At 54.4% G+C, this 24,849-nt stretch carries 20 protein-coding genes; 7 read left to right on the top strand and 13 right to left on the bottom strand.

What is annotated here, in order from left to right:
- The 5 genes from Pla22_RS11795 to Pla22_RS11780 all read right to left on the bottom strand — a co-directional run bounded on the left by Pla22_RS11795 (nt 1) and on the right by Pla22_RS11780 (nt 7,483).
- Nucleotides 1-2,379, bottom strand: a complete 2,379-nt coding sequence (locus Pla22_RS11795) for a phosphoketolase family protein (RefSeq protein ID WP_146514790.1) — start codon at nt 2,377-2,379, stop codon at nt 1-3.
- Nucleotides 2,376-3,674 carry an acetate/propionate family kinase gene (locus tag Pla22_RS11790; protein ID WP_146514789.1) on the bottom strand — a complete coding sequence of 433 codons (1,299 nt, stop codon included), beginning with the start codon at nt 3,672-3,674 and terminating at the stop codon, nt 2,376-2,378. The genes Pla22_RS11795 and Pla22_RS11790 overlap by 4 nt, the downstream gene beginning before the upstream one ends.
- Nucleotides 3,671-6,277 (bottom strand): alpha-glucan family phosphorylase, encoded by a 2,607-nt coding sequence (gene glgP, locus Pla22_RS11785; protein ID WP_146514788.1) that lies wholly within the window; start codon nt 6,275-6,277, stop codon nt 3,671-3,673. The genes Pla22_RS11790 and glgP overlap by 4 nt, the downstream gene beginning before the upstream one ends.
- Complete coding sequence (locus tag Pla22_RS25215) at nt 6,267-6,413, bottom strand: hypothetical protein (RefSeq protein WP_165440612.1); 147 nt, start codon at nt 6,411-6,413, stop codon at nt 6,267-6,269. Before Pla22_RS25215 ends, glgP begins: the two co-directional genes overlap by 11 nt.
- A 620-nt stretch (nt 6,414-7,033) precedes the next feature.
- Nucleotides 7,034-7,483 (bottom strand): MarR family winged helix-turn-helix transcriptional regulator, encoded by a 450-nt coding sequence (locus Pla22_RS11780; protein ID WP_242631953.1) that lies wholly within the window; start codon nt 7,481-7,483, stop codon nt 7,034-7,036.
- 484 nt (nt 7,484-7,967) lie between these two features.
- On the opposite strand from Pla22_RS11780, the gene Pla22_RS11775 reads away from it, so the two are divergent.
- A complete protein-coding gene (locus tag Pla22_RS11775; RefSeq protein WP_146514787.1) occupies nt 7,968-12,251 on the top strand; it encodes an endo-1,4-beta-xylanase in 4,284 nt (1,427 codons plus the stop codon).
- Nucleotides 12,252-12,258: 7 nt separating this feature from the next.
- Here Pla22_RS11775 and Pla22_RS11770 read toward each other — a convergent pair whose 3' ends face one another.
- The 5 genes from Pla22_RS11770 to Pla22_RS11750 form a co-directional block, all read right to left on the bottom strand.
- Nucleotides 12,259-12,654 (bottom strand): DUF4345 family protein, encoded by a 396-nt coding sequence (locus Pla22_RS11770; protein WP_146514786.1) that lies wholly within the window; start codon nt 12,652-12,654, stop codon nt 12,259-12,261.
- A gap of 205 nt (nt 12,655-12,859) precedes the next feature.
- The gene (locus tag Pla22_RS11765) at nt 12,860-13,222 is read right to left on the bottom strand and encodes a low molecular weight protein tyrosine phosphatase family protein (protein WP_146514785.1); all 363 of its coding nucleotides are present in this window, start codon (nt 13,220-13,222) and stop codon (nt 12,860-12,862) included.
- Nucleotides 13,223-13,224: 2 nt separating this feature from the next.
- A complete protein-coding gene (locus Pla22_RS11760; RefSeq protein WP_242631952.1) occupies nt 13,225-13,743 on the bottom strand; it encodes a protein-tyrosine phosphatase family protein in 519 nt (172 codons plus the stop codon).
- 676 nt (nt 13,744-14,419) lie between these two features.
- The gene (locus tag Pla22_RS11755) at nt 14,420-14,971 is read right to left on the bottom strand and encodes a nucleotidyltransferase (RefSeq protein ID WP_146514784.1); all 552 of its coding nucleotides are present in this window, start codon (nt 14,969-14,971) and stop codon (nt 14,420-14,422) included.
- The gene (locus tag Pla22_RS11750) at nt 14,968-15,204 is read right to left on the bottom strand and encodes a hypothetical protein (RefSeq protein ID WP_146514783.1); all 237 of its coding nucleotides are present in this window, start codon (nt 15,202-15,204) and stop codon (nt 14,968-14,970) included. The genes Pla22_RS11755 and Pla22_RS11750 overlap by 4 nt, the downstream gene beginning before the upstream one ends.
- Nucleotides 15,205-15,324: 120 nt before the next feature.
- Here Pla22_RS11750 and Pla22_RS11745 point away from each other — a divergent pair, with 120 nt between their 5' ends.
- The 3 genes from Pla22_RS11745 to Pla22_RS11735 all read left to right on the top strand — a co-directional run bounded on the left by Pla22_RS11745 (nt 15,325) and on the right by Pla22_RS11735 (nt 16,792).
- Complete coding sequence (locus Pla22_RS11745; protein WP_146514782.1) at nt 15,325-15,588, top strand: hypothetical protein; 264 nt, start codon at nt 15,325-15,327, stop codon at nt 15,586-15,588.
- Between the two features lie 223 nt (nt 15,589-15,811).
- Nucleotides 15,812-16,420: a helix-turn-helix domain-containing protein gene (locus Pla22_RS11740; protein WP_146514781.1), complete on the top strand. Its 609-nt coding sequence runs from the start codon at nt 15,812-15,814 to the stop codon at nt 16,418-16,420.
- Nucleotides 16,421-16,528: 108 nt separating this feature from the next.
- A complete protein-coding gene (locus Pla22_RS11735; protein WP_146514780.1) occupies nt 16,529-16,792 on the top strand; it encodes a transposase family protein in 264 nt (87 codons plus the stop codon).
- Here the strand turns inward: Pla22_RS11735 and Pla22_RS11730 are convergent.
- Nucleotides 16,789-17,469: a transposase gene (locus Pla22_RS11730; protein ID WP_146514779.1), complete on the bottom strand. Its 681-nt coding sequence runs from the start codon at nt 17,467-17,469 to the stop codon at nt 16,789-16,791. The genes Pla22_RS11735 and Pla22_RS11730 overlap by 4 nt on opposite strands.
- 292 nt (nt 17,470-17,761) lie before the next feature.
- Between Pla22_RS11730 and Pla22_RS11725 the strand changes: the two genes are divergently transcribed.
- A complete protein-coding gene (locus Pla22_RS11725; protein WP_165440611.1) occupies nt 17,762-20,464 on the top strand; it encodes a DUF1592 domain-containing protein in 2,703 nt (900 codons plus the stop codon).
- Between the two features lie 16 nt (nt 20,465-20,480).
- The gene (locus tag Pla22_RS11720; protein ID WP_146514777.1) at nt 20,481-21,806 is read left to right on the top strand and encodes a DUF1552 domain-containing protein; all 1,326 of its coding nucleotides are present in this window, start codon (nt 20,481-20,483) and stop codon (nt 21,804-21,806) included.
- A gap of 600 nt (nt 21,807-22,406) precedes the next feature.
- On the opposite strand, the gene Pla22_RS11715 is transcribed toward Pla22_RS11720, so the two are convergent.
- Both Pla22_RS11715 and Pla22_RS11710 read right to left on the bottom strand, forming a co-directional pair.
- Nucleotides 22,407-22,724 carry a hypothetical protein gene (locus Pla22_RS11715; RefSeq protein WP_146514776.1) on the bottom strand — a complete coding sequence of 106 codons (318 nt, stop codon included), beginning with the start codon at nt 22,722-22,724 and terminating at the stop codon, nt 22,407-22,409.
- 48 nt (nt 22,725-22,772) lie between these two features.
- On the bottom strand, nt 22,773-23,414 hold the full coding sequence (locus Pla22_RS11710) for an Rpn family recombination-promoting nuclease/putative transposase (RefSeq protein WP_146514775.1): 642 nt from the start codon (nt 23,412-23,414) through the stop codon (nt 22,773-22,775).
- 43 nt (nt 23,415-23,457) lie between these two features.
- Here Pla22_RS11710 and Pla22_RS11705 point away from each other — a divergent pair, with 43 nt between their 5' ends.
- Nucleotides 23,458-24,486 (top strand): integrase core domain-containing protein, encoded by a 1,029-nt coding sequence (locus Pla22_RS11705; RefSeq protein WP_165440610.1) that lies wholly within the window; start codon nt 23,458-23,460, stop codon nt 24,484-24,486.
- The last annotated feature ends 363 nt before the right edge of the window (nt 24,487-24,849 follow it).

Here is a 24,849-nt window from a genome sequence, read left to right as displayed (position 1 = left end):
TTACTTACCCTCCCAACGCCAATCGCGAATTTCGGGCATGTCTCGACCGTTCTTGCAAATGTATTGCCGATGCTCGGCGAGCTTGTCGATGAGTTGCCGCTTCAGCGTTTGTCCCTTCTTGCCGGTTTGCGGCACCCGGTCGATCACATCCATGACAAGATGGAACCGGTCCAGGTCGTTCAGCACCGTCATGTCAAAAGGCGTCGTGATCGTGCCTTCCTCCTTGTACCCGCGTACGTGAAAGTTCTCGTGATTGGTGCGGCGGTACGTCAACCGGTGGATCAACCATGGGTAGGCGTGAAAGGCAAAGATCACCGGTTTGTCTTTGGTGAACAAGGCGTCAAACCCAGGATCGGCGAGACCGTGAGGGTGCTCGTTGTGCGGTTGTAGCTTCATCAAGTCGACGATGTTGACAACGCGAACCTTCAATTCAGGCAAGTGTTCTCGCAAGATTGAAACTGCTGCTAGGGTTTCCAATGTCGGTACGTCGCCGCAACAAGCCATCACAACATCAGGTTCGCCACCATCATCGTTGCTAGCCCAATCCCAAATACCAATGCCGTCGGCGCAATGCTTTTCTGCGGCGGTTATCGACAACCACTGCGGCGCCGGATGCTTACCCGCAATCACCACATTGACGTAGTGACGACTTCGCAGACAGTGATCCATCACCGACAACAAACAATTCGTATCGGGCGGCAGGTAAACTCGCACCACCGATGCTTTCTTGTTGACAACCAAGTCAACGAATCCAGGATCTTGATGCGTAAACCCGTTATGATCTTGTCGCCAAACGTGCGATGCCAACAAGTAATTCAACGATGCGATCTTGTGTCGCCACGGCAATCCGTTGGTGACTTTCAACCACTTCGCGTGCTGGTTGAACATCGAATCGACAATATGAACGAACGCTTCGTAACAATTGAACAACCCGTGACGACCGGTCAGTAGGTAGCCTTCTAACCATCCTTGGCATTGATGTTCGCTAAGCATTTCCAAGACTCGGCCGGCCGGTGCGAGGAATTCGTCATTGGACTGCGTTCTCGCAACCCATTGACGTGACGTAACGTCGAAGACCGCTTCCAAACCATTCGACGCGGTTTCGTCGGGTCCGAACACGCGAAAATTCATTTGCTCGGCATTGAGTTCAATGATGTCGCGGATGAAGGGTCCCATCGCATGGGTATCACCGATACCCATGACGCCTCGCGGGGAAACGTCGATGGCGTAGTCACGATAGTTAGGCATTTTCAGTTCACGAAGCAACATGCCGCCGTTGGCATGCGGATTGGCCCCCATACGACGCGTGCCGGTCGGAGCCAGTTCGGCGATATCAGGTCTCAATCGCCCCGCATCGTCGAACAACTCATCGGGTCGATAACTTCGCAGCCAATCCTCCAACATTTGCAGGTGCTCGGGATGCTTTGCAGGATCAGAAAGCGGAACCTGGTGAGCGTGAAAGGTGCCTTCGATCGGAACCCCGTCGACTACTTTGGGACCGGTCCATCCCTTCGGCGATTTCAAGACGATCATCGGCCAGCGTGGCCGCGTCATGTTGCCAAACTCGCGCGCATCATGCTGGATGGCTTGAATTTGTTCGATGCACGAATCCAACGTTGCTGCCATGGCCTCGTGCATCTCTTCGGGATCGTCGCCTTCCACAAAGTGCGGCGTCCAACCGTATCCACGGATAAGCTGGTCCAGTTCCTCGTGCTCGATACGAGCCAACACGGTGGGGTTCGCGATCTTGTAACCGTTCAGGTGCAAAATCGGCAGCACCGCGCCGTCGTTGGCGGGATTGAGGAACTTGTTTGAATGCCAAGCCGTAGCCAAGGGTCCCGTTTCCGCTTCACCATCGCCGACGACACAGGCGACGATCAAATCGGGATTGTCAAACACCGCGCCGAAGGAATGGCTCAGCGAATAGCCGAGTTCGCCGCCTTCGTGAATCGAACCTGGACACTCGGGCGATGCGTGACTGGGGATGCCGCCAGGAAACGAAAATTGAATGAACAACTTACGCAAACCGGCTTCGTCCCGGCTTATTTCGGGATAAATCTCGCTGTAGGTTCCTTCCAAATACGTGTTCGCGACGACCGATGGACCGCCGTGACCGGGACCCGAAACATAGATCATGTCCAGATCGTATTGCTTGATGATCCGATTCAAGTGGGCGTAGATGAAGTTCTGACCCGGTGTTGTCCCCCAGTGCCCTAGCAGCATGTGTTTGACGTCGGAAAGTTCGAGCGGCCGTCTGAGCAGTGGATTGTCATAGAGGTAGATCTGGCCGACCGATAAATAATTGGCCGCCCGCCAGTACGCGTCGATCTTTCGCAACATTTCCGGCGCAAGTGTGTAATGTTCCTGGACCATGTTCATGACTCGGTTCCTTGACGTTGAGATGGGGTTGGGAAAAGCGACGCGGTTCTAGCATCGGACTGCGAGTGCAGGCGTTTGACCACGTCCGCGACTGAGTTGGCGATAACGATCTGTTCGTCCGTGGGGATCACCCGAACATTGACCGATGATGGCGTGTCTGAAATCAGGCATTCGTTTTTGGAGTTGCATTGATCGTTCAGCGCAATGCCCAAGAATTTCAACGAGGCACATATCCGTGCGCGAACTTCGGGCGAGCGTTCACCAATACCGCCAGAAAAAACCAGCGTGTCAAGTCCGCCCAGCGCCGCGGCATAAGCGCCGATCAATTTCTTGGCTTGATAGCAGAACACGTCAATCGCCTCGGCGGCGCGAACGTCCGTCGACTCAATCGCCAACAAGTCACGCATGTCAGAACTAGTCTCCGAGATCCCCAGCAAACCCGATTCATGATTTGCCATCCTGAAAAACTCCTCTGGCTTTAATCCCTCGCGCTGCACCATGTAACTGAACAATCCCGGATCCAAATCCCCGCTGCGTGACCCCATTGGCAATCCGGCCGCCGGTGTAAAACCCATGCTGGTGTCGATGCACTTGCCGTCAAGAACCGCCGCCATGCTCGCGCCGTTGCCAAGATGAGCCAATATCACGCGTCCTTCGCTGGCCGCTGGGTCACCGAGTCGCCTTAGCTCTTGCATCAGATAGGTGTAAGACAATCCGTGGTACCCATAACGCTTGATGCCCTTGGACTGATACCGCCGAGGGATCGCAAGCGTCGATGCAACGCGTGGCATCGTATGATGAAACGACGAATCGAAACACAACACCTGCGGAACGTCGGGCATGCGGCGGCGGCACGCTTGAACGATTGCCAACTCATTGACCAAATGTTGCGGCGCGAAGGAACAATCCCGGTACAACTCGTCAAGCAATTCCGGTGTCACGACTTCGGGGTGAGCCAGTGGCGTTGCGTGAACGATGCGATGTCCAACCGCAGCCACATCGGCGGAAACCTTCTCGGACTCGAACCAATCCATCAAAAAATCAATCGCGTCAGCATGGTCCGAAGCTTGGCATTCGACGGTGTGCGATCGAGCGTGATCTTGGCTCCTAAACGTGAGCCGGGTCTCGTCTTTCCCTATACGATCGAGCGTACCACTGATACCAACTCGCATGGAATCATCCCCCTGGTACTCCGCGAACTGGGACGCTGCGAACTGGGACGCCGCGATTTGGTAAACCGCGAACTTGATACTGGATGACCCAGCGTTGATGGTAAGAATGTGCTCTCGATTCATCGTTGCCACCGTATCAGACCGAGCTCCAATGGAACGTGAACTCCTTCGTGCATCGGTACGATGCGTGGCGTGAAATCGTTGGCCGAACGATTGGCCGCTACAGTCGCCCGGTACGTCACCCAATGATTGGCTGAACTGAGTGACTGCGTTGAACTTTGTGGGTCTGCAAACTTCGACACATTCGACTTCGATGCATCGCTTGATTCAGTTCGCATCATCACTTCGCGAACGACCGATCGGTTCTCGTTTGCATTGGCGTACAGTTCAACTTTCACGAAATTCGGATCGAGACCATCGAGGTAGACATCAACGCTGAAGACATGTTCTTGGGCCTTCGTTTGCACTCGCAGATCGCCGAACTTCAACGACGCCCACTTTTCTCGTGTCGAACGCTCCCAGTGAACGATATTGGTCCCCACGGCACCGCCTAGCTTGGTTCGATCTCGAAAAGCCGTCGCCGCGGGCACGTAGTGTTTCTCGGTATACTCGCGAACCGTCCGCACGGCGCTGTACTGCGGAGTCAAGCGAGACATGCTGGCTCGCATTCGGGCGATCCACCGCGTCGGAATTCCGTTTTCGTTGCGTTGATAAAACTCGGGGACGACTTCCCTTTCCAACACGTCGTAAAGTTGTTCCGCTTCGACCGCGTCCCAATAAGGATCATCGTGGTGTTCTTGTCCGTCACCGATAGCCCAACCGACTTCCGGCGTGTACGCTTCGGCCCACCAACCATCAAGTTCCGACAAATTGATGCCTCCGTTAACAAGCACCTTCATCCCGCTCGTCCCACTAGCTTCCCAAGGTCGTCGCGGTGTATTGACCCACACATCGCAACCTTGAACTAAGCGTTCGGTTAGCGACATGTCATAGTCGCTTAAGAAAATCACATGCTGTCGTGCGACGGGGTGCCGGATGAAATCTATCCATTGGCGGATCAAGTCTTGCCCCGCTTTATCGGCCGGGTGAGCCTTACCAGCCAAAATCAACTGCACCGGTCGTTCAGGGTTCGTCAGCAGACGCAGCAAGCGATCGGGATCATGCAGCAACAGATTCGGTCGTTTGTAGGTCGCGAATCGACGTGCAAACCCAAGCATCAATGTGGTGGGATCAAACAAGTGTTTCGCAGCCTCGATATCGTCAGCGTGCGATCCAGAGGCAGCGAGCTGTCGCGACAAACGACGGCGAGCGTAATCGACCAACGAACGAGTTGCATCGGTGCGGAACTGCCAAAGCGTTTCGTCGGGCACGCGGTCAATGTCACACGACAATGTTTCGCTGGTTCCCAACCAACGATCCTTACCGCACGAACGAGTCCACACCTCGTCCGCAGCCGCCGAGTCCCAACTCGGCATGTGCACACCGTTAGTGACGTGCGACACGGGAACCTCGTCTTCGGGCCACTGGGGAAACAACGGTGTAAAGAGCCGCCGACTGACCTCGCCATGCAACCGACTCACTCCGTTGACGCTGCCACTTCCACGAATCGCCAAGTACGCCATGTTGAACGGCTCGGAATCATCCGCCGGGTTCTGGCGACCAAGCGCTAACAAGTCCGCCGTTGAAATGCCCAATTCCGTCTGCGCATACCGTCCGAGATACTGCTCGATCAGGTTCGGTTCAAAACGGTCGAAGCCAGCCGAGACGGCAGTATGCGTCGTGAACAGGTTTCCCGCTCGAGTGACCGCCAACGCGATGTCAAACGGCTGGCCCGACGCTTTCATGAATGCGCGAGCTCGTTCCAAAACCGCGAACGCCGCGTGCCCTTCGTTCAGATGACAAACCTCGGGGGCAATCCCCAGTTCCGCCAGCAAACGCCAACCGCCGATGCCCAAAATCAATTCTTGTTTCAGTCGCAGATCGGGACCACCGCCATAGAGTTCGCTGGTGATTCCCCGATGAACGGGAAAGTTGGCAGCGTCATTGCTGTCGAGTAAATACAACTTCACACGCCCAACTTGAACTTGCCAAGCTCGCAGCCAAACCGAGTACCCAGGCAATTCGATTTTCAAACGCAGCCATTCGCCATCCGAATCGCGTAGTGGCAGAATCGGTAATTGCCCAGGATCGTTGTACGGGTAAAGCGCTTGTTGAACGCCGGCGTCATCGATGGTTTGGCGAAAGTAGCCTTGCTGATACAACAACCCGACCGCGACCACTGGCACCCCCAAATCACTGGCTGCCTTCAACTGATCGCCCGCCACGTTGCCAAGCCCGCCCGAATAAATCGGCAACGCGTCGCTTAGCATGAATTCCATGCTGAAGTACGCGGCACACGTCAAAGCGGAATTGACCTGCGTTTGCTGAAACCAAGCCGGTTGCTCTGCCGTTCGCTTTCGCTCATTCCACAACGCATCAACCTTGCCTCGAAAATCAGCATCGGCAAGTACATGTTCGATACGTTGCCGCGAAACGGTTTGCAGAACGACCCACGGGTTGCGCGTGATCTCCCATAATTCCGAATCGAGTCGACGCCAAACTTCATCGGTTGCGTGATTCCAAGACGATCGCAGGTCCAAAGCCAAGTCGGCCAAGGTGTCAAAACCGTCAATCTCGAGAGGAAAAAGATCGTAAACGGGATGCACGTTCCGAGGGTTAGCAGACATAGTTAATCAGCCAACCACAATCGAGCGTTGTCAGTTTCGCTTTCGTCGAAAGAGCGAACCGTTTCTCGATGTCGTTCCCGCACACGCGAATCTCCAACACATTTCCCTCTTGGACATCGCTTAGCACTACGGACATCGTCACGTCTCCCTTTCTAGATCGGCGCCAATCGAGGGCGCTCGCACGAACACTCAAAACTCACCGGTCGCAATTCAGGTACCAAAGCGAATCAGATTCGAACTTTTTCGCGGGAGCAGTGGTTTGGTGGGGTTTGTCGCCCGTTGCGGCGCAGAATTTGGAAGCGGGCTGGGACGTTGTCACTACCGCACACCGATGCGCCCGCATTTGCTCGACCACAGGCCCTGACCGCAAGCGGAGGAAACGTAGAACCGATACTCGTGACGCCATCGGCCCTTCAAAAACTCAGTAGCAAAACCCCACGGCGATACACATAATCAGCAGCAGCCAACCCGACTCAGGCAATCCCCATCAAAGTCAGCTTGCGATGCACATGTGCTCGAACAAAGCCAAGGAGTTGAGCAAGCATCCCGGTAGCATCAACGTACTAAGCATTAGCGAAACTAGCTGCCACGAAAGCCTGACCGGATTGATGTGGACTTGTTGGCGGCGCGTTGCATGATGCCTTGGCAATGAAATCAAAATTTTGCTCCATGCGATCGTTCATCGACGAACGACGAGGTGTACCTATTGCTTCCCCGAATTAAGTGGCAATTAGAGGCAGAACAATCGAATCAAGATCAACGACTGACGGCATTTTCAAGGTAAAGCGATTCAGAAACGCATCGAAGTAGTCGAATGAGAATCGTTGTTTCCTCAGGCGACATAGCACCATACATATCATCTCGAATGGATTGACCAACCTTCCATAGCTTGCGAAGTTTCCGTTTACCGCTCGCAGTTAACTCCACCGTCTTGGCCCTAAGATCATTCGGGTGCGCGTCCCGCCGAATCAATCCGTTCCTTTCCAACAGCACCAACATGGCTCGGACGGTGCTGGGGTCTGAGGAGATCCGTTTTGCAAGTTCACGCTGAGTCAGCGATCGGTTTTCGTCCACGGCGAGCATCAATACAAATTGATCTGCGGTCACTCCATGGGTGGCAAATTTGGCTTCAGTGTTACGGTGGAGAGCCATGTAGGCTGCACGAAGCGCTAACGGCAACTCGTGTTCTTGTTGCGATGACTTCATAAAATCCTCGGTGGCACTGCGTGATCAACCGGCCACAGTCACGCAACAAATCATAATGCGATTGTGCTGCGACTTGCTCTAAACGCACATTTCCCAATGCTCCGGTACGCGGCGTTTCGTTGGCGATTGGTGCGCTAGTCTAGCGGAGACGATGAAAGTCGCGTAGCCGATAGGCCCGATCCGAATCGACCAAGTGCGCGGTGCAATGAAGTAGCCAAGTGTTCGGCGCACCGAAGTACAGGAGACTCGGGCTCTTCGATTCGCCTGCAATTCCTGGCAATCCATTGAGTGGCAGCAAATTTGCGGAATTTGATCGAATCGTCGGAACTGAGCCCTAAGAATGTGATTTAATGCGTACACGCACGTTCTGGGTCCAAAGCAATCGGTGCCTTCATTCAAGCTTCTCTTCCGATCGCGTTCATCTATGACGCAGCCGATTGGATGACTTACGCCTATCTGGTCTTCACGAAACGAGAGATTATCAATGAGAACGTTCCTGGTTTTGCTTTCGTTCTGCCTAATACCGTTGCCGATTGCAGTAGCACAAGAAGACGCTTCCGCCGAGCGAGAACGCCGCAGACCTCAAGGTGGTTTTGGTGGTCCAATCGAACTTGGGCCGGATGACAAGCAGATCTTTGCGGATCCGCCAGACAGCATCGTCAAGAAACGCCTTGACATTCCGCGCGGCAAGTTGGAGATGATTGACTACGAATCGAAGACCGTTGGCACGACTCGGAAGATGAATGTCTACACGCCGCCAGGATATTCGGATGGAATGAAATACCCAGTGTTGTATCTGTTGCATGGCATTGGTGGCGACGAAACCGAATGGCAACGTTTCGCAACGCCCGACGTCCTGTTGGACAACCTAATAGCCGATGGCAAAGCAGTCCCGATGATTGTGGTCATGCCCAACGGGCGTGCCCAGAAAAACGATCGAGCGGAAGGAAATGTTTTTGAAGCAGCACCTGCGTTTGCTGTTTTTGAAAACGACTTGCTCAATGATGTGATCCCTAAGATTGAGTCTCTTTACTCGGTCGCAACGGATCGCAAGCATCGCGCGATTGCCGGCCTGTCGATGGGCGGCGGACAATCATTGAATTTTGGCCTGACCCATCTGGACAACTTTGCTTGGGTGGGCGGATTTTCATCGGCGCCGAACACGAAGGCTCCTGAAGAATTAATTCCGGAACCAAAGAAGACTGAAGATCAGCTTGAGTTGCTTTACTTATCATGTGGCAACAAAGATGGTTTGATCCGCATCAGTCAGCGATTGCAGACCTACCTGAAAGAACAAGGCATTTCGCACGTTTGGAATGTTGATTCCCATGCGCATGACCCTACCCACTGGCGAAACAACCTGTATCAATTCGCCCAAATGGTTTTTCAAGAAGGATCGGCTGGTTCGACGGCGCAGAACGAAGAAACAACTGAATCGCAAGATCGACCAGCGAGCGGCGATAATCCTGCAACGGATTTGGAAGAAGCCATCAAAGATGACTTTCAGCCCGCATCAACCAACCAAGAAGGGAAAGAGTATCCAAAAGTTAATTCACAAGGCCGCATCAAGTTCCGCGTGGTTGCGCCAGAAGCAAACAGTGTTGCAACGACATTTCGCGACAGCACTGATTTTGTCAAAGGTGACGATGGAGCTTGGATAGGCTATTCACGTCCCCTTGATGAAGGCTTCCACTATTATGAACTGATCATCGATGGTGCACACGTACCTGACCCCAACAGCAAGTATTACTTTGGAGCGATGCGTTGGGGCAGCGGGATCGAGATCCCCGCTCACGATCGCGACTTTTACGCCTTGAAGAACGTTCCCCACGGGCATGTTCGTGAGATCTTCTTCCATTCAAACAGCACGGATTCCCAACGTCGCGCCTTTGTCTACACACCGCCGGGCTACGACAATGCTGATGACCAACGCTATCCCGTGTTGTATCTGCAACACGGCTGGGGTGAAAACGAATACGCCTGGAGCGTCCAAGGTCATGCCGGGCTGATCATGGACAACCTCATCGCAGAACAGAAAGCAAAACCGTTCATCATCGTGATGACCTATGGAATGACCAACAGGGTGCGAATCGGAGGACTTCGCAGTTTTGACATCAAGGATTTTGAAACGGTCTTGGTGGACGAATTGATTCCTTTCGTTGACGCCAACTTCCGTACTCTCACTGATCAGCCCCACCGGGCGATGGCGGGTCTGTCGCTGGGCAGCATGGAAACGAAGCTGATCACATTGCGAAACCTCAACAAGTTCTCGCACATTGGTCTATTCAGTGGTGCTACGATCAGCAAACAAGAGGCTGAAACCAACGAAGGCTTCAAAGACTTGGTGAACCTCGTCTTCGTCGGCTACGGCAGCAAAGAAATCGGTGGCGAAGGCCGAATGCGACGTAGCGGCAATCACGCCGAAACTGTTGAGCAGTTAAAAGAATTAGGAGTCAACGCTCACTATTACCTCTCACCAGAAACGGCGCACGAATGGCAAACATGGCGCCGAAGCTTGAAAGAATTCGCTCCGCTTTTATTCCAACCCAAGAACGAACTCTGGGGCACGTGGCATAGTCAATTTGAAAGCCCGTTCGGACTGCAAACCTATCATATGCATTTCGCCATCAACAGTTCGGGACAAGCTTCCGCACGAGCAGAAGTGGAAGCACAAGGCGAAGAACGGAAAGTTGATTTCGTGGACGTGAAAGTCGGAGACAATTCGATCGCGTTTACAGAAGTCCGTCAGTTCGGCGAGCGAGAATTTCGCATCGAGTACAGCGGTAAACTCAACGGGAAGGAACTTGTTCTGATTCGACCCATTGGGGAACGGGGTGGCCAAGAATCAATCGCCACTCGCGAGTTACCTGAGCCGACATCTCAAGAGTCCGTTGCACCCGTGGTCGAAGTGAGAATTGATCGCCATATCAAAGATGCTTTTCACGACTCGTTCTTAATCGGCATGGCGGGCGACCTGCCCTCGCGTTATTCAGACGAAGAGCTGGAACTAACAGCGAAGCACTTTGCTGCGATCACGCCCGAGAATTGCATGAAGCCCGAACGAGTTCATCCGGCCGAAAACCGTTGGAACTTCGAACCGACCGATGCCCTGGTGGAATGGGCCGAAAAGTATGACATGACGATCCATGGCCACACATTGGTTTGGCACGCGCAGACGCCAAGCTGGTTTTTCAAGGGCAGCGATTTCGAGACGATCAAGCGGAGAATGAAACAGCACATTGAGACGCTGGCGGGACGTTACCAAGGAAAACTACAAAGCTGGGACGTTGTTAATGAAGCGATCAACGACGGTGGTGACTCAGAAACTGCGAAAACAGAAAATCTTCGAAACTCGAATTGGTTGCAGAGCCTGGGCCCCGAGTTCCTCACCCTGGCGTTTCAGTTTGCTCGCCAAGCGGATCCCGAGGCCACGCTCTACTACAACGACTACAACATCGAATCGGGCCCCAAGCATGCAAGTTCGATGGTGCTACTAAAGCGACTTCTCGCCGATGGAGCCCCTGTCGACGCCGTTGGGATTCAAGGTCACTGGCGCAGTGGGCAGGTTCCGTTTGCTGACATCGAGAAAGCCATCATCGATTACGCATCCTTAGGATTGAAGGTCAGTATCACCGAACTCGACGTCACGATCCGTGGCGAGTCCGGCGGACAATTCGGCGGGCGTCGCTTCCGACGCAGTGTTCCTCCTTCCCTGGACGATCTGAACGCGCAAGCCGACGACTACGCCAAACTGTTTGCCATCTTCAAGAAACACGAAGACGTTATTGAACGCGTTACGTTTTGGGGCCTGAACGATCGACGTACCTGGCGCTGGGGGCAGCACCCGCTACTCTTCGACGCTAACAATAATCCCAAGCCTGCCTATGCCAGCATCATTGACTTAGCCACGGACGATGATGTCGATGTAGAACTCGATTCACCAAATCAGGTGGAAGTTGAAGATGGTGGCCGGGGCCCCTTTTCGGCGATTGCAACGGAGTCGCCGACGCTTTCAGGAATGACGATTTTTCGTCCAAAGAACTTGTCCCCCTTTGGCAGTGAACGGAACCTACCGGTACTCCTTTGGGGCAATGGCGCATGTGCAAACACGACCGAGGAACACAAGAACTTTCTCAATGAAATTGCATCGCACGGCTACATTGTTCTCGGCGTTGGACCTCTCGATCAGTTAGACCATCGCAGCGAACTGTCTCGCCAGCGGACACATTCTTCTCAACTACTTGCCGCATTGGATTGGATCACTACACAGAATGCCAAACGTGACAGCATCTACTTTGGAAAGGTAGAAACGACAAAGGTCGCCGCGATGGGAATGTCATGTGGCGGACTGCAAGCGATCGAAATCTCGGGCGATCCGAGAATCACGACCACCGTGGTTTGCAACAGTGGAATCTTGCCGACTCGTTCACCGTTGGCGACGATGCCAAATCTGTCCAAGGATAACCTGAAGAAATTCCATGGACCTGTCTTGTATATCATGGGTGGCCCTTCTGATATTGCTTACGACAATGCGATGGACGATTTTTCTCGCGTCGATCATGTTCCGATCGTGATGACAAACATGGACGTCGGGCACGGAGGAACTTACCGGCGGCCACACGGCGGAGAGTATGCCCCCGTGGCCCTTGCTTGGCTCGATTGGCATCTCAAAGGAAAGCAAGCTGCCGCCAAGATGTTCGCCGGGGAGGACATCGAGTTGGAACGCGATCCGGATTGGACGATTGAGACCAAGAACCTTGCACGCTGAATCCTGTTCAATCGCCATGTTCACCGCGTGAAACCATCTGCGCCCCCACGAAGCAAAACGCCGCGCCGAGCAGTTCCAATCCCGCGAACCCCAAGTGCATCATCGAGAATCCGTCGACGACCGATCCAACCAAGCGACCGCTCGCCGATCCCAGCAACGGCAACCCGCCAATCAGTAGCGAAGCAAACGTATCACCGCGTCGCCAGAGCACGATCATTGCAACCGCGATCGCCATTTCGAGCCCGCCATAAAATGCACGAATTTCCGTCGCCATCTGCGGCGTGCGATCCTCGATGCCAAACGCCCCCAACAACGCATTCGGATTGACACCCAACCAAATCGCAAATCCAGCCCACGACGCGGCAGTAATGAAGATCGTCACGGTGGGCAGGTGGTTTTTCATTTCACAAACCTCAGCGGAATTCGTCGAGTGTATTTGGTGTTGGCAGCCAAGATCGTGCCGCCGCGCTGTCTTGTGTCACTCAGCCCGATCGGCTTGTGCCTGCGGATTTCGCGAACGAGTGCATTATGGTTCATGCGATCGTTGTCCTATCGTAGCGTGAAGTTGCAAGTGAAACGCTCTCGTCGCAATCGCACCCTTGACCACTTCATTCGTCCGGTCTTGATGAACTCCGGTTGAGTCGTTCGATGATCGGCTCCACCGATAACCGGATCAACTCCACCAGTTCGTCGTCCATGAACTGGTAATCGTCGGGGATATCCAGCACATGCACCGGCTTGAACTTCGCCTCGCCTGGGAAGTCGGCCAAGATCCGCTGGCGATGTTTGTCTTCCATCACGAAAACCACGTCCGCCCAAACGATGTCGCTCGGCCGAATCGTTTGTACCGCTGACTTTGCCGTGCCGCGTGAACGAACCGAAACGCGATCATCGTTACGATAGATCGCCTCCGCCGTCGGGCTCCGCCACTGGTTCTTGCTGCACACGAACAGCACGTTGATTCGTACCATGACTAGCTGTTTTGCTGGTTGGCCCACGACAGAACAAAGCTTTCTTGGGTTTCGTTTTCCGGCGCTTTCCAGCTCGCTCGTTCCACGTCGGCTTGTCGTAATTGCGTCAGCAAACTCAGCACGTTGTCAGGCGTCGCGAGACCATGTCGTAGCAGCCAACAACAAACCGTTGACCCGGTTCGTCCCATCCCGCCGAAGCAGTGAACGTAAACGGGACGCTCGGCTGCGAGTGACAGGTCGATCGCATCGAGGATGCTTCGCATTCGATCGACGGACGTTCTTCCGCCGTCTGGGATCGGAAAACGCAGGTGAGCAATTTGTTCGTTCCCTTCGTCGGCGAGTCGCCGCAGTTCATCGTCGTAGCGAACAAACGGCACGCCGGAGTTGTTCGTTTCGTTCTCTTCTTGCAAGTTGATGAACGTCCGCATGCCAGCGTCATACAGCGACTTAATTCGCTGGCGATGATCTGCTGGATCCGGGCGACCGGGATAGGCACCAGCAAGCAACCGATCGTCAATCACCCAATAGGTTCGGCCGCACGGTGTTGGCTTGGATGGCGTCGGTTTGGATGGCGTCGGCTTAGATGAAGGAGTGAACGTGACGGGAATACTCCATCGAAACGGGAAGTGGGCGGAAGGGGGAACAAAGCGGAACAGGAATAAGATACCAGCTACCGAATCGGAAGGTCAGGCAATGGCGATGGACGTTCGGAAAGGCGTCTAGGGGCAACCCCGCGGACGCATCGTCATCGCCCAATTGTATCGCCTCACCAGTTGCCCGCTTCGGAGTCATCCGATGGAAGCCAAACGCCAACGACCGCCCGAATTCAAGAACGCGTGTACGCAACTACGACCCAACGGTCACCGCGACGTCGTTTTCATTTGGCAGTTGCCATCGCCCGCTAACTCTCGGTAAGTGCTCAAGTCTTGAGAGCATTGTAAAATTGAAGGAAACAAAGCCTTCACCACGTAGCTGCCAATAGCTCGTCCAGATTCGAGTCCCGGCAGGAACAGCACGACCACCGAGAACACGGGTGAAACGGATGTTTCCGAAGCGGTGGGTGCAGCAAATGAAAGCGACGTTTTGCTTCGCGAAATGATCGGGCTTTGGGATGAGGTTTCGTCCGAGATTCAGCGAGCAATCTTTACGATCGCCCGCCAGAGCAGGACGAGTTGACAACGCTTGTTACGCTCTGCGTCAAGAGTGTTCCGTCGCCAATTTCCAGGCGGCTGCAAGCTCCTCGGTGAGACCAAGTTGCTCGGCCCACTGATTGAGGTACTCTCGATCGAGAGTTTCGTGATTAACCGCGATCACGCCCAAAACGTCTTCTTGGTCTTTGGGGCGGGACCAAGTCAGCTTTTGCAAAATCACGTCTTCGGGTGTCGGGATCCAAACCTCGTCACCACCTAGTGCGACCTTTCGGCGACGATCGAAACGTGCTCGGTCGAAGGGCTGATCGGTCAACCGAAACAACTCGATCCGGAACGGAGTGCCCTCGATCTGAATCTCGTTTTTCACTGAACCGCCAAAGGTCTCGAACGAGAGTTGCGGATCGAACTTAAATTCGTTGCCGAGCGATTTCGCGAGTCCTTGTGAATCCCAGTCGGACGTCCCGATAACAAAGTCGGCATCCGTCGTTGAACGGGGGAACGAGTAGTACATGCTGGAGAACGACCCCACGAGCATGAACTCGAGCCCCGCGTCATTCAGTGCGGTGATGATTCGCGATACCGCTTCTTGCAACTTCACTTTTTCGCCAACGTCCGGTCTTGCATGCGACGCATCAGCTCAATCCGCTCGGCCAGCAATCGTGTTATCGTCGCATCATCCGCACGCGGATTCTGATCGCGAATTCCATCCTCGACCACGCGAATGGCAAGCTCCGAATGCTCCAGTCCAGCAAGCATTCGCTGCTCCGGCGACGTGCTTGTGGCCTGAGCAATTCGAGAACGATCAGGTGGGGAAGGGGCAAATGGTTTCATAACAAATTGGCGAGTCTTTCCCAGGAAGCCGGTCACATCAGCACGACTTTCGGCAGACCGGCATTCTACCTCAACACTGTCAAACCACGAAATAGTCCAACTTCCTGTTCAGTGAACGCGATGTTTGCCCTCAACGTGATGGCCGGCAACTTAAGAGGCAATGGACGGAGCCTGCACTCCCCGTACAGTACTCTCTCTGCAAAAACTCTCGGCTGTTGCATTGAATTTGCAGGCTTTTGGACAGCGTTTGAGCGTTTCTTGACCTGCCGCGTTGCCACTTCGGTCGATGCGGACCACCGCGCGCTGCTCGCGCATCGGGTTAACTTGAATGTGTTAACCGGCGGCGACTTCCTCGCCCGTGAAATTCCTGGCGTCGCTGGTTAACAGCAAGAGCTCATGCCGCGTCTTGACAGGACCGAGGCATCGTTGGCTTTGGCGATTGCATCGGTCTTCCGATATCGCGACGTCTGATTCGGTTGCAAACTCGCCCGATCAATTCAACGGAAGTTGCGGGAATCGAATCGCTGCGTAGGCTCGTCCTCTCGGCTGGGTACAAATACTCTGCCACTCCGATTGTCCCCGGATTTGCAGGGCTTTTGGTCGCACGATGGCGAACATTGTCCACGCACTTTTGACAGTGCTAGCGTCGCTGACGCGGCAGGAACTGGCCCAGCAGATTCGCTACCTGAAGGCGGAGAACGAAATCCTTCGGTCCAAGTTACCTGGTCGTATCACGCTGGACAATCGTGAGCGCAACACGCTCGTCAAACACGGCCAGAAGCTGGGCGGAAAGATCAAAGACGTGATGACGATCTTGTCGTATTCGACGTTCCGGCGTTGGGTCCGGAAGATGGAAGATGACTCGCCTGCGACAAAGAAAGAGCCGGTGAAGCGAGGAACGGGCCGGCCGAAGCTGGAGGAGGATGTTCGCGACACCATCGTCCGCATCCGCAAAGAGTCGGGGTTCGGGTACACGAAGATCCTGCAAGAGCTTCGCCGGATGGGCGTTCACGTTTCGCGGCAAACGGTGAAGAACGTGATCGTCGCGGCGGGCTTTGCACCGACGCCCGGTGACTATCCCGACACGTGGCACAAGTTCATCAAACGCCATGCCAACACGCTTTGGCAATGCGATTTCGCGTGCAAAAAGAAGTGGACGATAAAGGGACTGGTCGACGTCTACTTCATGGTCTTCATCCACATCGGTACGCGGTAGATTTGGATCTCACCATGCACGGAGAAACCGAATGGCGAATGGACGACGCAGCAGGGCCGCAACATCCAAATGCACGTTGATGACAACGATCTGAAGTGCGAGATGCTGATGCGTGATCGCGACCGGAAATACGTCGATTCGTTCGATGAAGTGTTCCGGTCAACGGATTGCGAAGTCAAGCTGACGCCGGCGCGATCGCCCAACTTGCAGGCCCACGTCGAGCGCGTGATCCAGACGATCAAACACGAGGTGCTGAATGCGTTTTGCATCGTGACGAACGAGCATCTCAACGGCATCCTTCGGACGATCAAAAGGGGACGCGGACGATCAAAAGGGGACGGGACGATCAAAAGGGGACGGGGGTCTTTTTAGTTGGATGGTGGCTTGCGTGGGCGGCCTCTTGGTCGAATCGTCGACCACAATCCTAATCGATCTGCGATCTGCTCGGTCCAGTCTTCATCACCATAAGGTCGGTCACGGTGAACACTCTGGCGAACACCATCGAGCTCTTTTGAAGTAAGAGCTTTGTTGACTCGCGACACCCAGTCTCCCGATCGGCGGAGGGGCCACGGGGTCAGCAACTGTGGTTTGGGTTCCGGCTTTTGCAGCCAGCGCCACAATGACCCGTAAATCCAGTTTTCGGCCTTCTTGACCAAGTTTGCCCGCAGAGCATTGCATTCAACGTAGTGGCAAACGACTAAGAAATGAGCATCGTCTTGAATCGGAAAGCTCTTGAACCGAGATTGGTACAGATGACCTTGACCACCTTTGTGATAGTGCGCGTGATGGCGCAACGTATGAGTCGCTGTGACCCATCGCATGAACCGCCCCATCATTCCATCTTCGGTGGGTCGCAAAACAAGATGCCAATGGTTGGGCATCAGGCAAAATGAAAACAACTCAACTGGATACTTATCCAATCCCTCACTAAGCGTTCGCAGAAACGCCTCGTAATCGTCATCCTTGTGAAAGATCGTCTGACGAGCATTGCCCCGGTTAAGAGCATGGTAGATCCCGCCCGCCTCATCAACTCGTTTTTGCCTCGGCATTGTACTCCCCCCATCGAATAGCCAAGCCTAGCAGAGATATCACGCTCAAAAAAGACCCCCGTCCCCTTTGATTCGCCCGGACTGGAAGCAGTTGTTACGCTCCGAGCACGGCAAGTAGGAAATTCGCCGCAAACTTCAAAATAGCCAGATCGCCTTATCTATGCCACAACAACTTTCTTCTCCCTCTATAATCCACCTCAGCGACTGCGCCGCTATACCCAGGAGTGGAACGAGGCAACTCGCCCAACGAAGAGAGAACAACAAAGCAATTTCCGATCGGAAAAGCACTCCCATGTTCCTATTTTCAATAATTCATCAATCAGCAAAACTCTCGCTTGCCGTCCTGCTCCCAGCATGCATGGCGACGAAAGTATGTGCTCAGGTCGACCTCCCGGCGAATCTTTCCGGTTTCGTCGAAAACCATTGCTTAGGTTGTCACGATTCTTTAGGGCAAGAGGGAGACCTCGATCTCGAGAATCTTTCCTTCGATTTAGCGGACAAGCAGACCTTCGCAACCTGGGCACTCGTTCACGACCGGGTAGATCACGGCGAGATGCCTCCTAAGGATGATGTGCAGCCGGCCAGGGAAGATCTAAACGCTTTTCTCAAATCGCTTTCTGGTTCCTTGATCGCCGCAGATCGCAAACGCATTTCCCAAGAAGGTCGCTCGAAAGTTCGGCGCGTCAATCGGTTCGAATACGAGAACACGCTGCGGCACGTTCTCGACTCTCCATGGCTGCAGGTATCCCACCGGCTACCGGAGGATGGGACCTATGAGAATTTCAACAAGACCGGCGACCGGCTCGATGTTTCCCACGTCCAAATGGCCAAGTACTTGGAAACGGCAGACTACGCATTGCGTTCCGCAGTCAACGCGGCCGCTTTTCGATCGGTGACGAGGCGCTACTACGCCCGAGACGAAGGGACCATGATTTTCTGGATGCCCTTCCGCAAGGGGATAAATATGGAGCCCTCTCGCGCGCCGATACCGCTGCTGGGCCTGACCTCGGAAACGGAAGTTATCCGTGGTACGCAACCATTGACCGTAGGCGATTCCAATCCAGAAGCACGAAACCAAGAGGCCTTTGGTTTCGTTGTTGGAACTCAGGCCTCGGCGGCCAAGTACGATTTTAGAAACGTCATCGTGCCCACTCCTGGCAACTACCGTCTGCGGATGAAGACGTTCACTTTCACCGCGGGCCCCAATGGCCGACGGGGCGGAGAGGATCACGGACTCACGGGCGGTACGCAGAAATGGTGGTTGCCCGACCGAAACGTCGTCATGCCTGGGAAACGCAGCGAACCGGTAACCCTCTATGCCCACACCGCAAGCGGCGAAAGTATTTGGATCGGAACTTTCGATTCGTATCCCGATCCCAAAATTATTGAGCGAGATGTCGTTCTGCGAAAAGGTGATGCGATCCGTCCGGACGCTGGAAGGCTGCTGAGAACACAACCGGGCTGGCGTGGCAACCCGAACGCGACGTCAGAAGGTGTTCCCGGTTTCGCCATGAACTGGCTGGAGCTTGAAGGGCCTTTGAGTGAGAGTTGGCCTCCTCAAAGTTACCAAGCCTTGTTTGGCGATCTTCCATTCAAAGTCCATGAGAGCGAAGAGCGTCTGCCGCTTCCGCCGCTATTAACAGAAGAAACGCTAATCGGATGGACCGAGCGTTCGCCGGGCATTCCCGACCGCCGCGTTGACGTGTTGCCCAGCGATCCGGACGCCGACGCGAGGCGACTCTTGGTAGCCTTCGTCAAGAATGCGTATCGATCCCCGATCGCCGATGATGCGGTCATCGAACCGTATTTCGAAATATACAAGGAAGCGACCGCTATCGGCCAATCGTTTACCGACGCGATGATCTCCGCTTACACTACGATACTTTCCTCCCCCGATTTCCTTTTTGTGGAATCACAAGTTGGCCCGCTCGAGGACCACGAGATCGCGTCTCGACTTTCTTACTTCCTTTGGAACGGGCCGCCAGATGAGAAACTTGAATACGCGCAGAACCTTCGTCAAGAGACGGAACTGCGAGCGCAAACCGAGCGAATGCTGTCGGATCCCAAATCCGATCGATTCATCAATGCCTTCCTCGACTACTGGCTGGAACTGAAAGAGATTAATGCCAACACGCCTGATTCCCAACTGTATCCACAATACTATATCGACGATCAGCTGACAGAAGCTTCCCTCTTCGAAACGCGACGCTTTTTCCGGGAGCTTATCGACAGGGATCTTCCCGCTGGCAACTTGATCGACTCTGACTTCACCTACGCCAATGAGCGTCTCGCCCGTCACTACGGGTTAGAGCCTTTCGAAGGCGTGGAGCTCCGCCGTGTTTCCTTGCCCGACGACTCTCCACGCGGAGGACTCCTCACCCAAGCAAGCGTGCTCAGGGTCACCGCGAACGGGACGACAACGTCACCTGTTTTACGCGGAGTTTGGATCATGGAACGTCTTTTGGGAGTTCACATCCCGCCGCCTCCTTCGGGCGTCGAAGCCGTCGAACCGGATACTCGCGGCGCTACCACGATCCGTGAACAGCTCGATAAGCACACCTCTTTCGAATCCTGCCACATGTGCCACGCAAAATTCGACCCAGCTGGCTTCGCCCTGGAGAGTTTCGACATTGCTGGTGGCTGGCAGGAACGCTACCGAGCGATCGGCGAAATCGGAGAGCCCTTGGAGGGAATTGGCTTAAATGGGCTCTTCTTTACTTATCGAAACGCTGAGCCAGTCGACCCTTCGGGAGTACTGCAAGACGGTCGAGCCTTCGCTGACATCCAAGAGTTCAAATCCCACTTGCTGTCTGACGAACGAGCCATCGCCCGGAACCTCGTCAAGCAATTCATCGTTTACGCAACGGGGGCCACGATAAGTTTTAGCGAGCGCCAGCAAGTCGAGGAGATTATCGATTCGTGCCAGGATAATGAATACGGGGTAAGATCCATCATACACGCCGTCATCCAGAGCGACCTGTTCAAAATAAAGTAACCGGAACGGTACTACCATGCATATACTCTCTTCCGATCGGCGCATCTCTCGCCGCCAACTCCTTCGTGGAGCCGGAGTCGCCTTGGGCTTGCCCTTTCTTGAGGCCATGCTGCCGCCGTTTACGCAACGTCTCTTCGCGGCAGCTCCAGTCGAACCGAAGCCGCAGCGCATGTTCGCCATCTGCAACAATCTCGGCGTCTTACCGGACCATTTCTTTCCCAGCCAGGCAGGCGGCGACTATGAGTTCTCACCTTACCTCCAGGAGCTCTCGGCCCATCGAAACGATTTCACCGTCCTGAGCGGAGTTCACCATCCCGGTGTAGACGGCGCGCACTCATCAGACGTGTCCTTTCTCACCGCCGCGCCCCATCCGGGAGGTGGCGGATTTCGCAACACCATTTCATTAGACCAATACGTAGCGGGCGAGATTGGCCATCACACCCGATTTCCCTCGCTCACGCTGGGTGTGAACGCTGCTCCGGGACGTCGCAGCCTGTCATGGACTCCTTCTGGCGTGCTAATTCCCTGCGAGGACAGCGCTTCAAACGTCTACAAACAGCTCTTCCTCCAGGGGTCGGAAAAAGAAATAGCGAAGCAGATTGAAAAGTTGAAGCTGGGCGAAAGCATCATGGACACCGTTGCCGAGCAGTCGCGAGCTCTCAATCGCCGACTCAGCGCTAGCGATCGCGACCGTATGGACCAGTACACGACGGCAGTCCGCGAGACCGAACGACGTATGGAAAAGGCTCGCGAATGGGAACGACTTCCCAAACCAGTTCCCTCTGCCGAAAGCCCCATCAACCCCGGCGGCCCCGCCGCCTACATGGAAAAGACTCGACTCATGTATGAGATGGCGCGCCTCGCCTTTGAGACCGACTCCACCCGCAGCATCACGCTGCTGCTGGACAGCAACAATTCTCCCACAATCGACCTATCCGAAATTCAAATATCCGACGGCTACCATAACCTGTCTCACCACGGCAAGGACGAGAAGAAACTAGCCCAGCTCGAGGCCATCGACCGCAATCACATGAGGCTCATCAGCCAACTGATCAGCGCATTTAAAAGTTCGAAAGATGGAGACGCCAGCCTGCTCGAGAACTCGCTGATCCTTTACGGCAGCAATCTCGGCGATGCAAACAAGCACACCACCGACAACATGCCAATGTTGGTGGCAGGTGGACGACTCAAACACGGCCAGCACCTCGCCTTCGACCGCGACAAAAACTACCCGCTCCCAAACTTGTTTGTCTCCATGCTTCAATCCATGGGGATTGAGGCCGATAAGTTTGCAAGTTCTACCGGCACCATGAGAGGCCTCGATCTAAAAGCCATCTCATAAACACAACTCGATCGTGTGGTCCATAAAGCCAGTTTCAAAAGCTCTCGAGCGTCACGCCGTGCAGCGGGTTATTCGGCTGGGGTTGATTCATGGCGATATCGGGGACTCTCGAACTCTCTCTCTGCCTGCCGATTTTCGTTAACTGGGCTGCCCATGTTAACCCAGAGACTTCGAGAGTTTCGGTCGTCCTATCGGGGCTAGACGGCAGGAAAGGAATGGTTTGGTACGGTTCCCGGACCGTCCAAGACGCAGGCAAAAAACACGCTGCGAGCCGAAGTCCCGCAAAACACGGGGACAAACGCAAAAAGGCCGATGCGGGTGCATCGGCCTTTGGCGTTAAATGGTGGTCAGCAGCATTTCGCTACTGTCCATGAAGGCTCCCCGAACCCAACGCTTTACGGAACAAGTCTCGGTTTGCCGAATGTTGTAAATCAATTACAGCAAGGGATTACAGCAAATCCGTTCGGTTCGGTCACGCCTGTTTGCGATCCGGACGTAGACGAAATTTTGTTCGCTGGGTTGACAAGCTGATGTTAACCAGGGGTCATTCTGTCCGATTGAAAAGACAATCGCACTCTCGGTTAACAACGGCCGAGCGTTTCACCCAGTTCGATCTCGGAGGCGGCGTTGAAGTTCGGTCTCGATTGCCGCCAATTCGTCGAGAGAAAGGTCAGCCAGTTTCTCGTCCGATGGTGTCAATTCGCCGACGATGTCTCGGAGCATCTTAACTGTTCGGGCTCGTTCATTGCGTTGCCCTTCCTCGATACCCTCCAACTTTGCCTGCGCGGTCCGCGCCCATTCGTCGCGTTCAGCCTTGAGCCGGTCTTCGTAGTGCTGTCGTTCTTCCGGATTCTTGGCGATCATTTCGAGCACTCCTGTGGCTTCTTCAAATATCGGATCGGGCAGTCGGCGGGCCAATTCTTCCGCGGTGCAGTTGGATGCATCCCGAAAGAAATAGAGCCATTGCTAGACCGGATCGGCGATGGGCTCATTATCGCTCGGGATGACATACTTGGGTACCTCGAAAACGTGGACTTGCAGGCAATCGGTCAGCGAAAGTCCGCCAGCGGTGCGAAGTCCGAACGCGTGTTGCAGCCTTGGTTCGTCCCGGAACTTGATCGCATCAAGCAAACAAATGCTGATCGATGGGTTCAGGTCGGCGTACTGGTCGCCTTCGCCAAGTTGTTCGATCAACTGTTTCGCGGCGTAGTAGGTCAATCGTTTGGGCAAGCCCAACGGCCGCGTCGTTTGGACTTCAATATTGTACCGTCGCCCAACGCTGTCGGCCGCCTTGATGTCGAGGATCGACAGCTTGTCCGCGTCAAAGTCCTTCAAATTGATCGGGTTCAGAATCTCGACATCCACAATCGGGCTGGCGAAGCCGAGAACCGAATTGAGAAAGTGCAGCGTGATCCGTGAATGTTCGGGACTGCCGAGGACTCGCTTGGCCGCAAAATCAACGAGGGGATCAATGCCGATGGCCATGTGCGATGGAGCTTGGTTGCAGTGAAAAGATTGCTCGGGTGAACACGAATTATCATCGTCGCTGTTGCTGCTCGCCACCCCGCCCACCATCCATTCTTCCATAGCCAAACAATCTGCATTCATTCTTCAGCCCTGGCTTTTTGTTTTGTGGTGCCTGGCCGGCTGGATGGGCAAGCAGCAACAAGAACTCATCGACTATCTCTTCACCGAAAACGCGGTGCTGCGAGAAAAGCTGGGCGGCGGACGTATCGTGCTCAATGATGATCAGCGAAGAAGACTGGCCGTCAAAGGAAAAGTGCTCGGACGAAAGCGACTTTCCGAGATCCGGACGTTGTTCACACCGGACACAATCCTGCGATGGCATCGTCAACTCGTGGCAAAAAAATGGGACTACTCGGATCGCAAGGAGAAGAAATCTGGTCGGCCAAGGATTCGCCAAGTGATCGTTGATTTGACCGTCAAGTTCGCGAAAGAGAATCCGATGTGGGGCTACGACCGCATCAGTGGTGCGCTAGCGAACGTCGGCAACCACATCTGCGACTCCACTATTGGCAATATCCTCAAAGCTCACGGCATTGAGCCAGTACCGACACGCCGGCGCACAGGATCCTGGGAAATATTTCTCAAGTCGCACTGGGACGTGATCGCTGCGACTGACTTCACGACCGTGGAAGTCTGGACAAAGGGCGGCCTGACAACGTTCTATCTGCTCTTTGTCATGGAATTGAAAACACGCCGCGTCAACTTCGCGGGCTGCACCGCCAACCCGAACGAAGCTTGGATGCAAACGATCGCCCGCGAGTTGACCAACCATGAAGACGGCTTTCTCAACGAGAAGAAGTACTTGATCATGGACCGCGATGCAACGTTCAGTAAGTCGTTTCGTGCGTGCCTGCAATGCGAGGGTGGGATGCCAGTTCGCTTGCCACCGCGAAGCCCGAATTTGAACGCGCACCTGGAGCGATTTTTCGGAACGTTGAAATCCGAATGCCTTCACAAACTGATTCTCTTTGGCGAGACCGCGACGCGCAAAGCTGTTCGATCTTTCCTCGAACATTATCACACTGAAAGAAACCACCAGGGTTTGGGCAACGAGCTGATCGTGCCCATGGATCGTCCAACAGACTTGGATGCTAAGATCGAAACGACGGAGCGACTTGGTGGCTTGCTTCGATCTTATCGACGCGCGGCTTAGCTCGACCGGTTTTCTATTGCGATCAGCTCGCCGGCCTCAATGACAACAATGCGATGTCTGCTGCGCGGTGCTGCCGTTTTGTCTCGATTTCCAGCAACCGCCGCACTGTCTCGACTCAATCTCGACCGGAAGTTGGGCTCCATCCACTCAAGCAACGTTGGATTTTTCCGCCCGAAATGCTCGTTTCAATATTTTGACCCCACGGGCTTGAATTTTGTCAGTCACATTTCGCTTTGCTGTCCGCTTGGGAGAGGACTGAACTTCACTCACGTTCCCAACTGGAAAACCACAATGTCTCTGCCGAAAATCCTTGCTCCGATTCGCCGCCTTGCTTCCAACTCCCTCCAGGATTCTGGAACGGCC

The sequence above is a fragment of the Rubripirellula amarantea genome, assembly GCF_007859865.1.
Classification (GTDB): Bacteria; Planctomycetota; Planctomycetia; order Pirellulales; family Pirellulaceae; genus Rubripirellula; species Rubripirellula amarantea.
The sequence above is the reverse complement of the archived record's forward strand: the minus strand, read 5'-3'. Positions and strand labels throughout refer to the sequence as shown.

Excerpts from the sequence above, each read along its gene's own strand:
- Pla22_RS11770 (WP_146514786.1), bottom strand. The coding sequence starts at position 12,654 with ATGAAAAACCACCTGCCCACCGTGACGATCTTCATTACTGCCGCGTCG.
- Pla22_RS11720 (WP_146514777.1), top strand. The coding sequence starts at position 20,481 with ATGCATATACTCTCTTCCGATCGGCGCATCTCTCGCCGCCAACTCCTT.
- Pla22_RS11795 (WP_146514790.1), bottom strand. The coding sequence starts at position 2,379 with ATGAACATGGTCCAGGAACATTACACACTTGCGCCGGAAATGTTGCGA.
- Pla22_RS11750 (WP_146514783.1), bottom strand. The coding sequence starts at position 15,204 with ATGAAACCATTTGCCCCTTCCCCACCTGATCGTTCTCGAATTGCTCAG.
- glgP (WP_146514788.1), bottom strand. The coding sequence starts at position 6,277 with ATGTCTGCTAACCCTCGGAACGTGCATCCCGTTTACGATCTTTTTCCT.
- Pla22_RS11780 (WP_242631953.1), bottom strand. The coding sequence starts at position 7,483 with ATGAAGTCATCGCAACAAGAACACGAGTTGCCGTTAGCGCTTCGTGCA.
- Pla22_RS25215 (WP_165440612.1), bottom strand. The coding sequence starts at position 6,413 with ATGTCCGTAGTGCTAAGCGATGTCCAAGAGGGAAATGTGTTGGAGATT.
- Pla22_RS11705 (WP_165440610.1), top strand. The coding sequence starts at position 23,458 with ATGGGCAAGCAGCAACAAGAACTCATCGACTATCTCTTCACCGAAAAC.
- Pla22_RS11730 (WP_146514779.1), bottom strand. The coding sequence starts at position 17,469 with ATGCCGAGGCAAAAACGAGTTGATGAGGCGGGCGGGATCTACCATGCT.
- Pla22_RS11765 (WP_146514785.1), bottom strand. The coding sequence starts at position 13,222 with ATGGTACGAATCAACGTGCTGTTCGTGTGCAGCAAGAACCAGTGGCGG.
- Pla22_RS11710 (WP_146514775.1), bottom strand. The coding sequence starts at position 23,414 with ATGAATGCAGATTGTTTGGCTATGGAAGAATGGATGGTGGGCGGGGTG.
- Pla22_RS11735 (WP_146514780.1), top strand. The coding sequence starts at position 16,529 with ATGCGTGATCGCGACCGGAAATACGTCGATTCGTTCGATGAAGTGTTC.
- Pla22_RS11725 (WP_165440611.1), top strand. The coding sequence starts at position 17,762 with ATGTTCCTATTTTCAATAATTCATCAATCAGCAAAACTCTCGCTTGCC.
- Pla22_RS11745 (WP_146514782.1), top strand. The coding sequence starts at position 15,325 with ATGTTTGCCCTCAACGTGATGGCCGGCAACTTAAGAGGCAATGGACGG.
- Pla22_RS11740 (WP_146514781.1), top strand. The coding sequence starts at position 15,812 with ATGGCGAACATTGTCCACGCACTTTTGACAGTGCTAGCGTCGCTGACG.
- Pla22_RS11790 (WP_146514789.1), bottom strand. The coding sequence starts at position 3,674 with ATGAATCGAGAGCACATTCTTACCATCAACGCTGGGTCATCCAGTATC.
- Pla22_RS11775 (WP_146514787.1), top strand. The coding sequence starts at position 7,968 with ATGAGAACGTTCCTGGTTTTGCTTTCGTTCTGCCTAATACCGTTGCCG.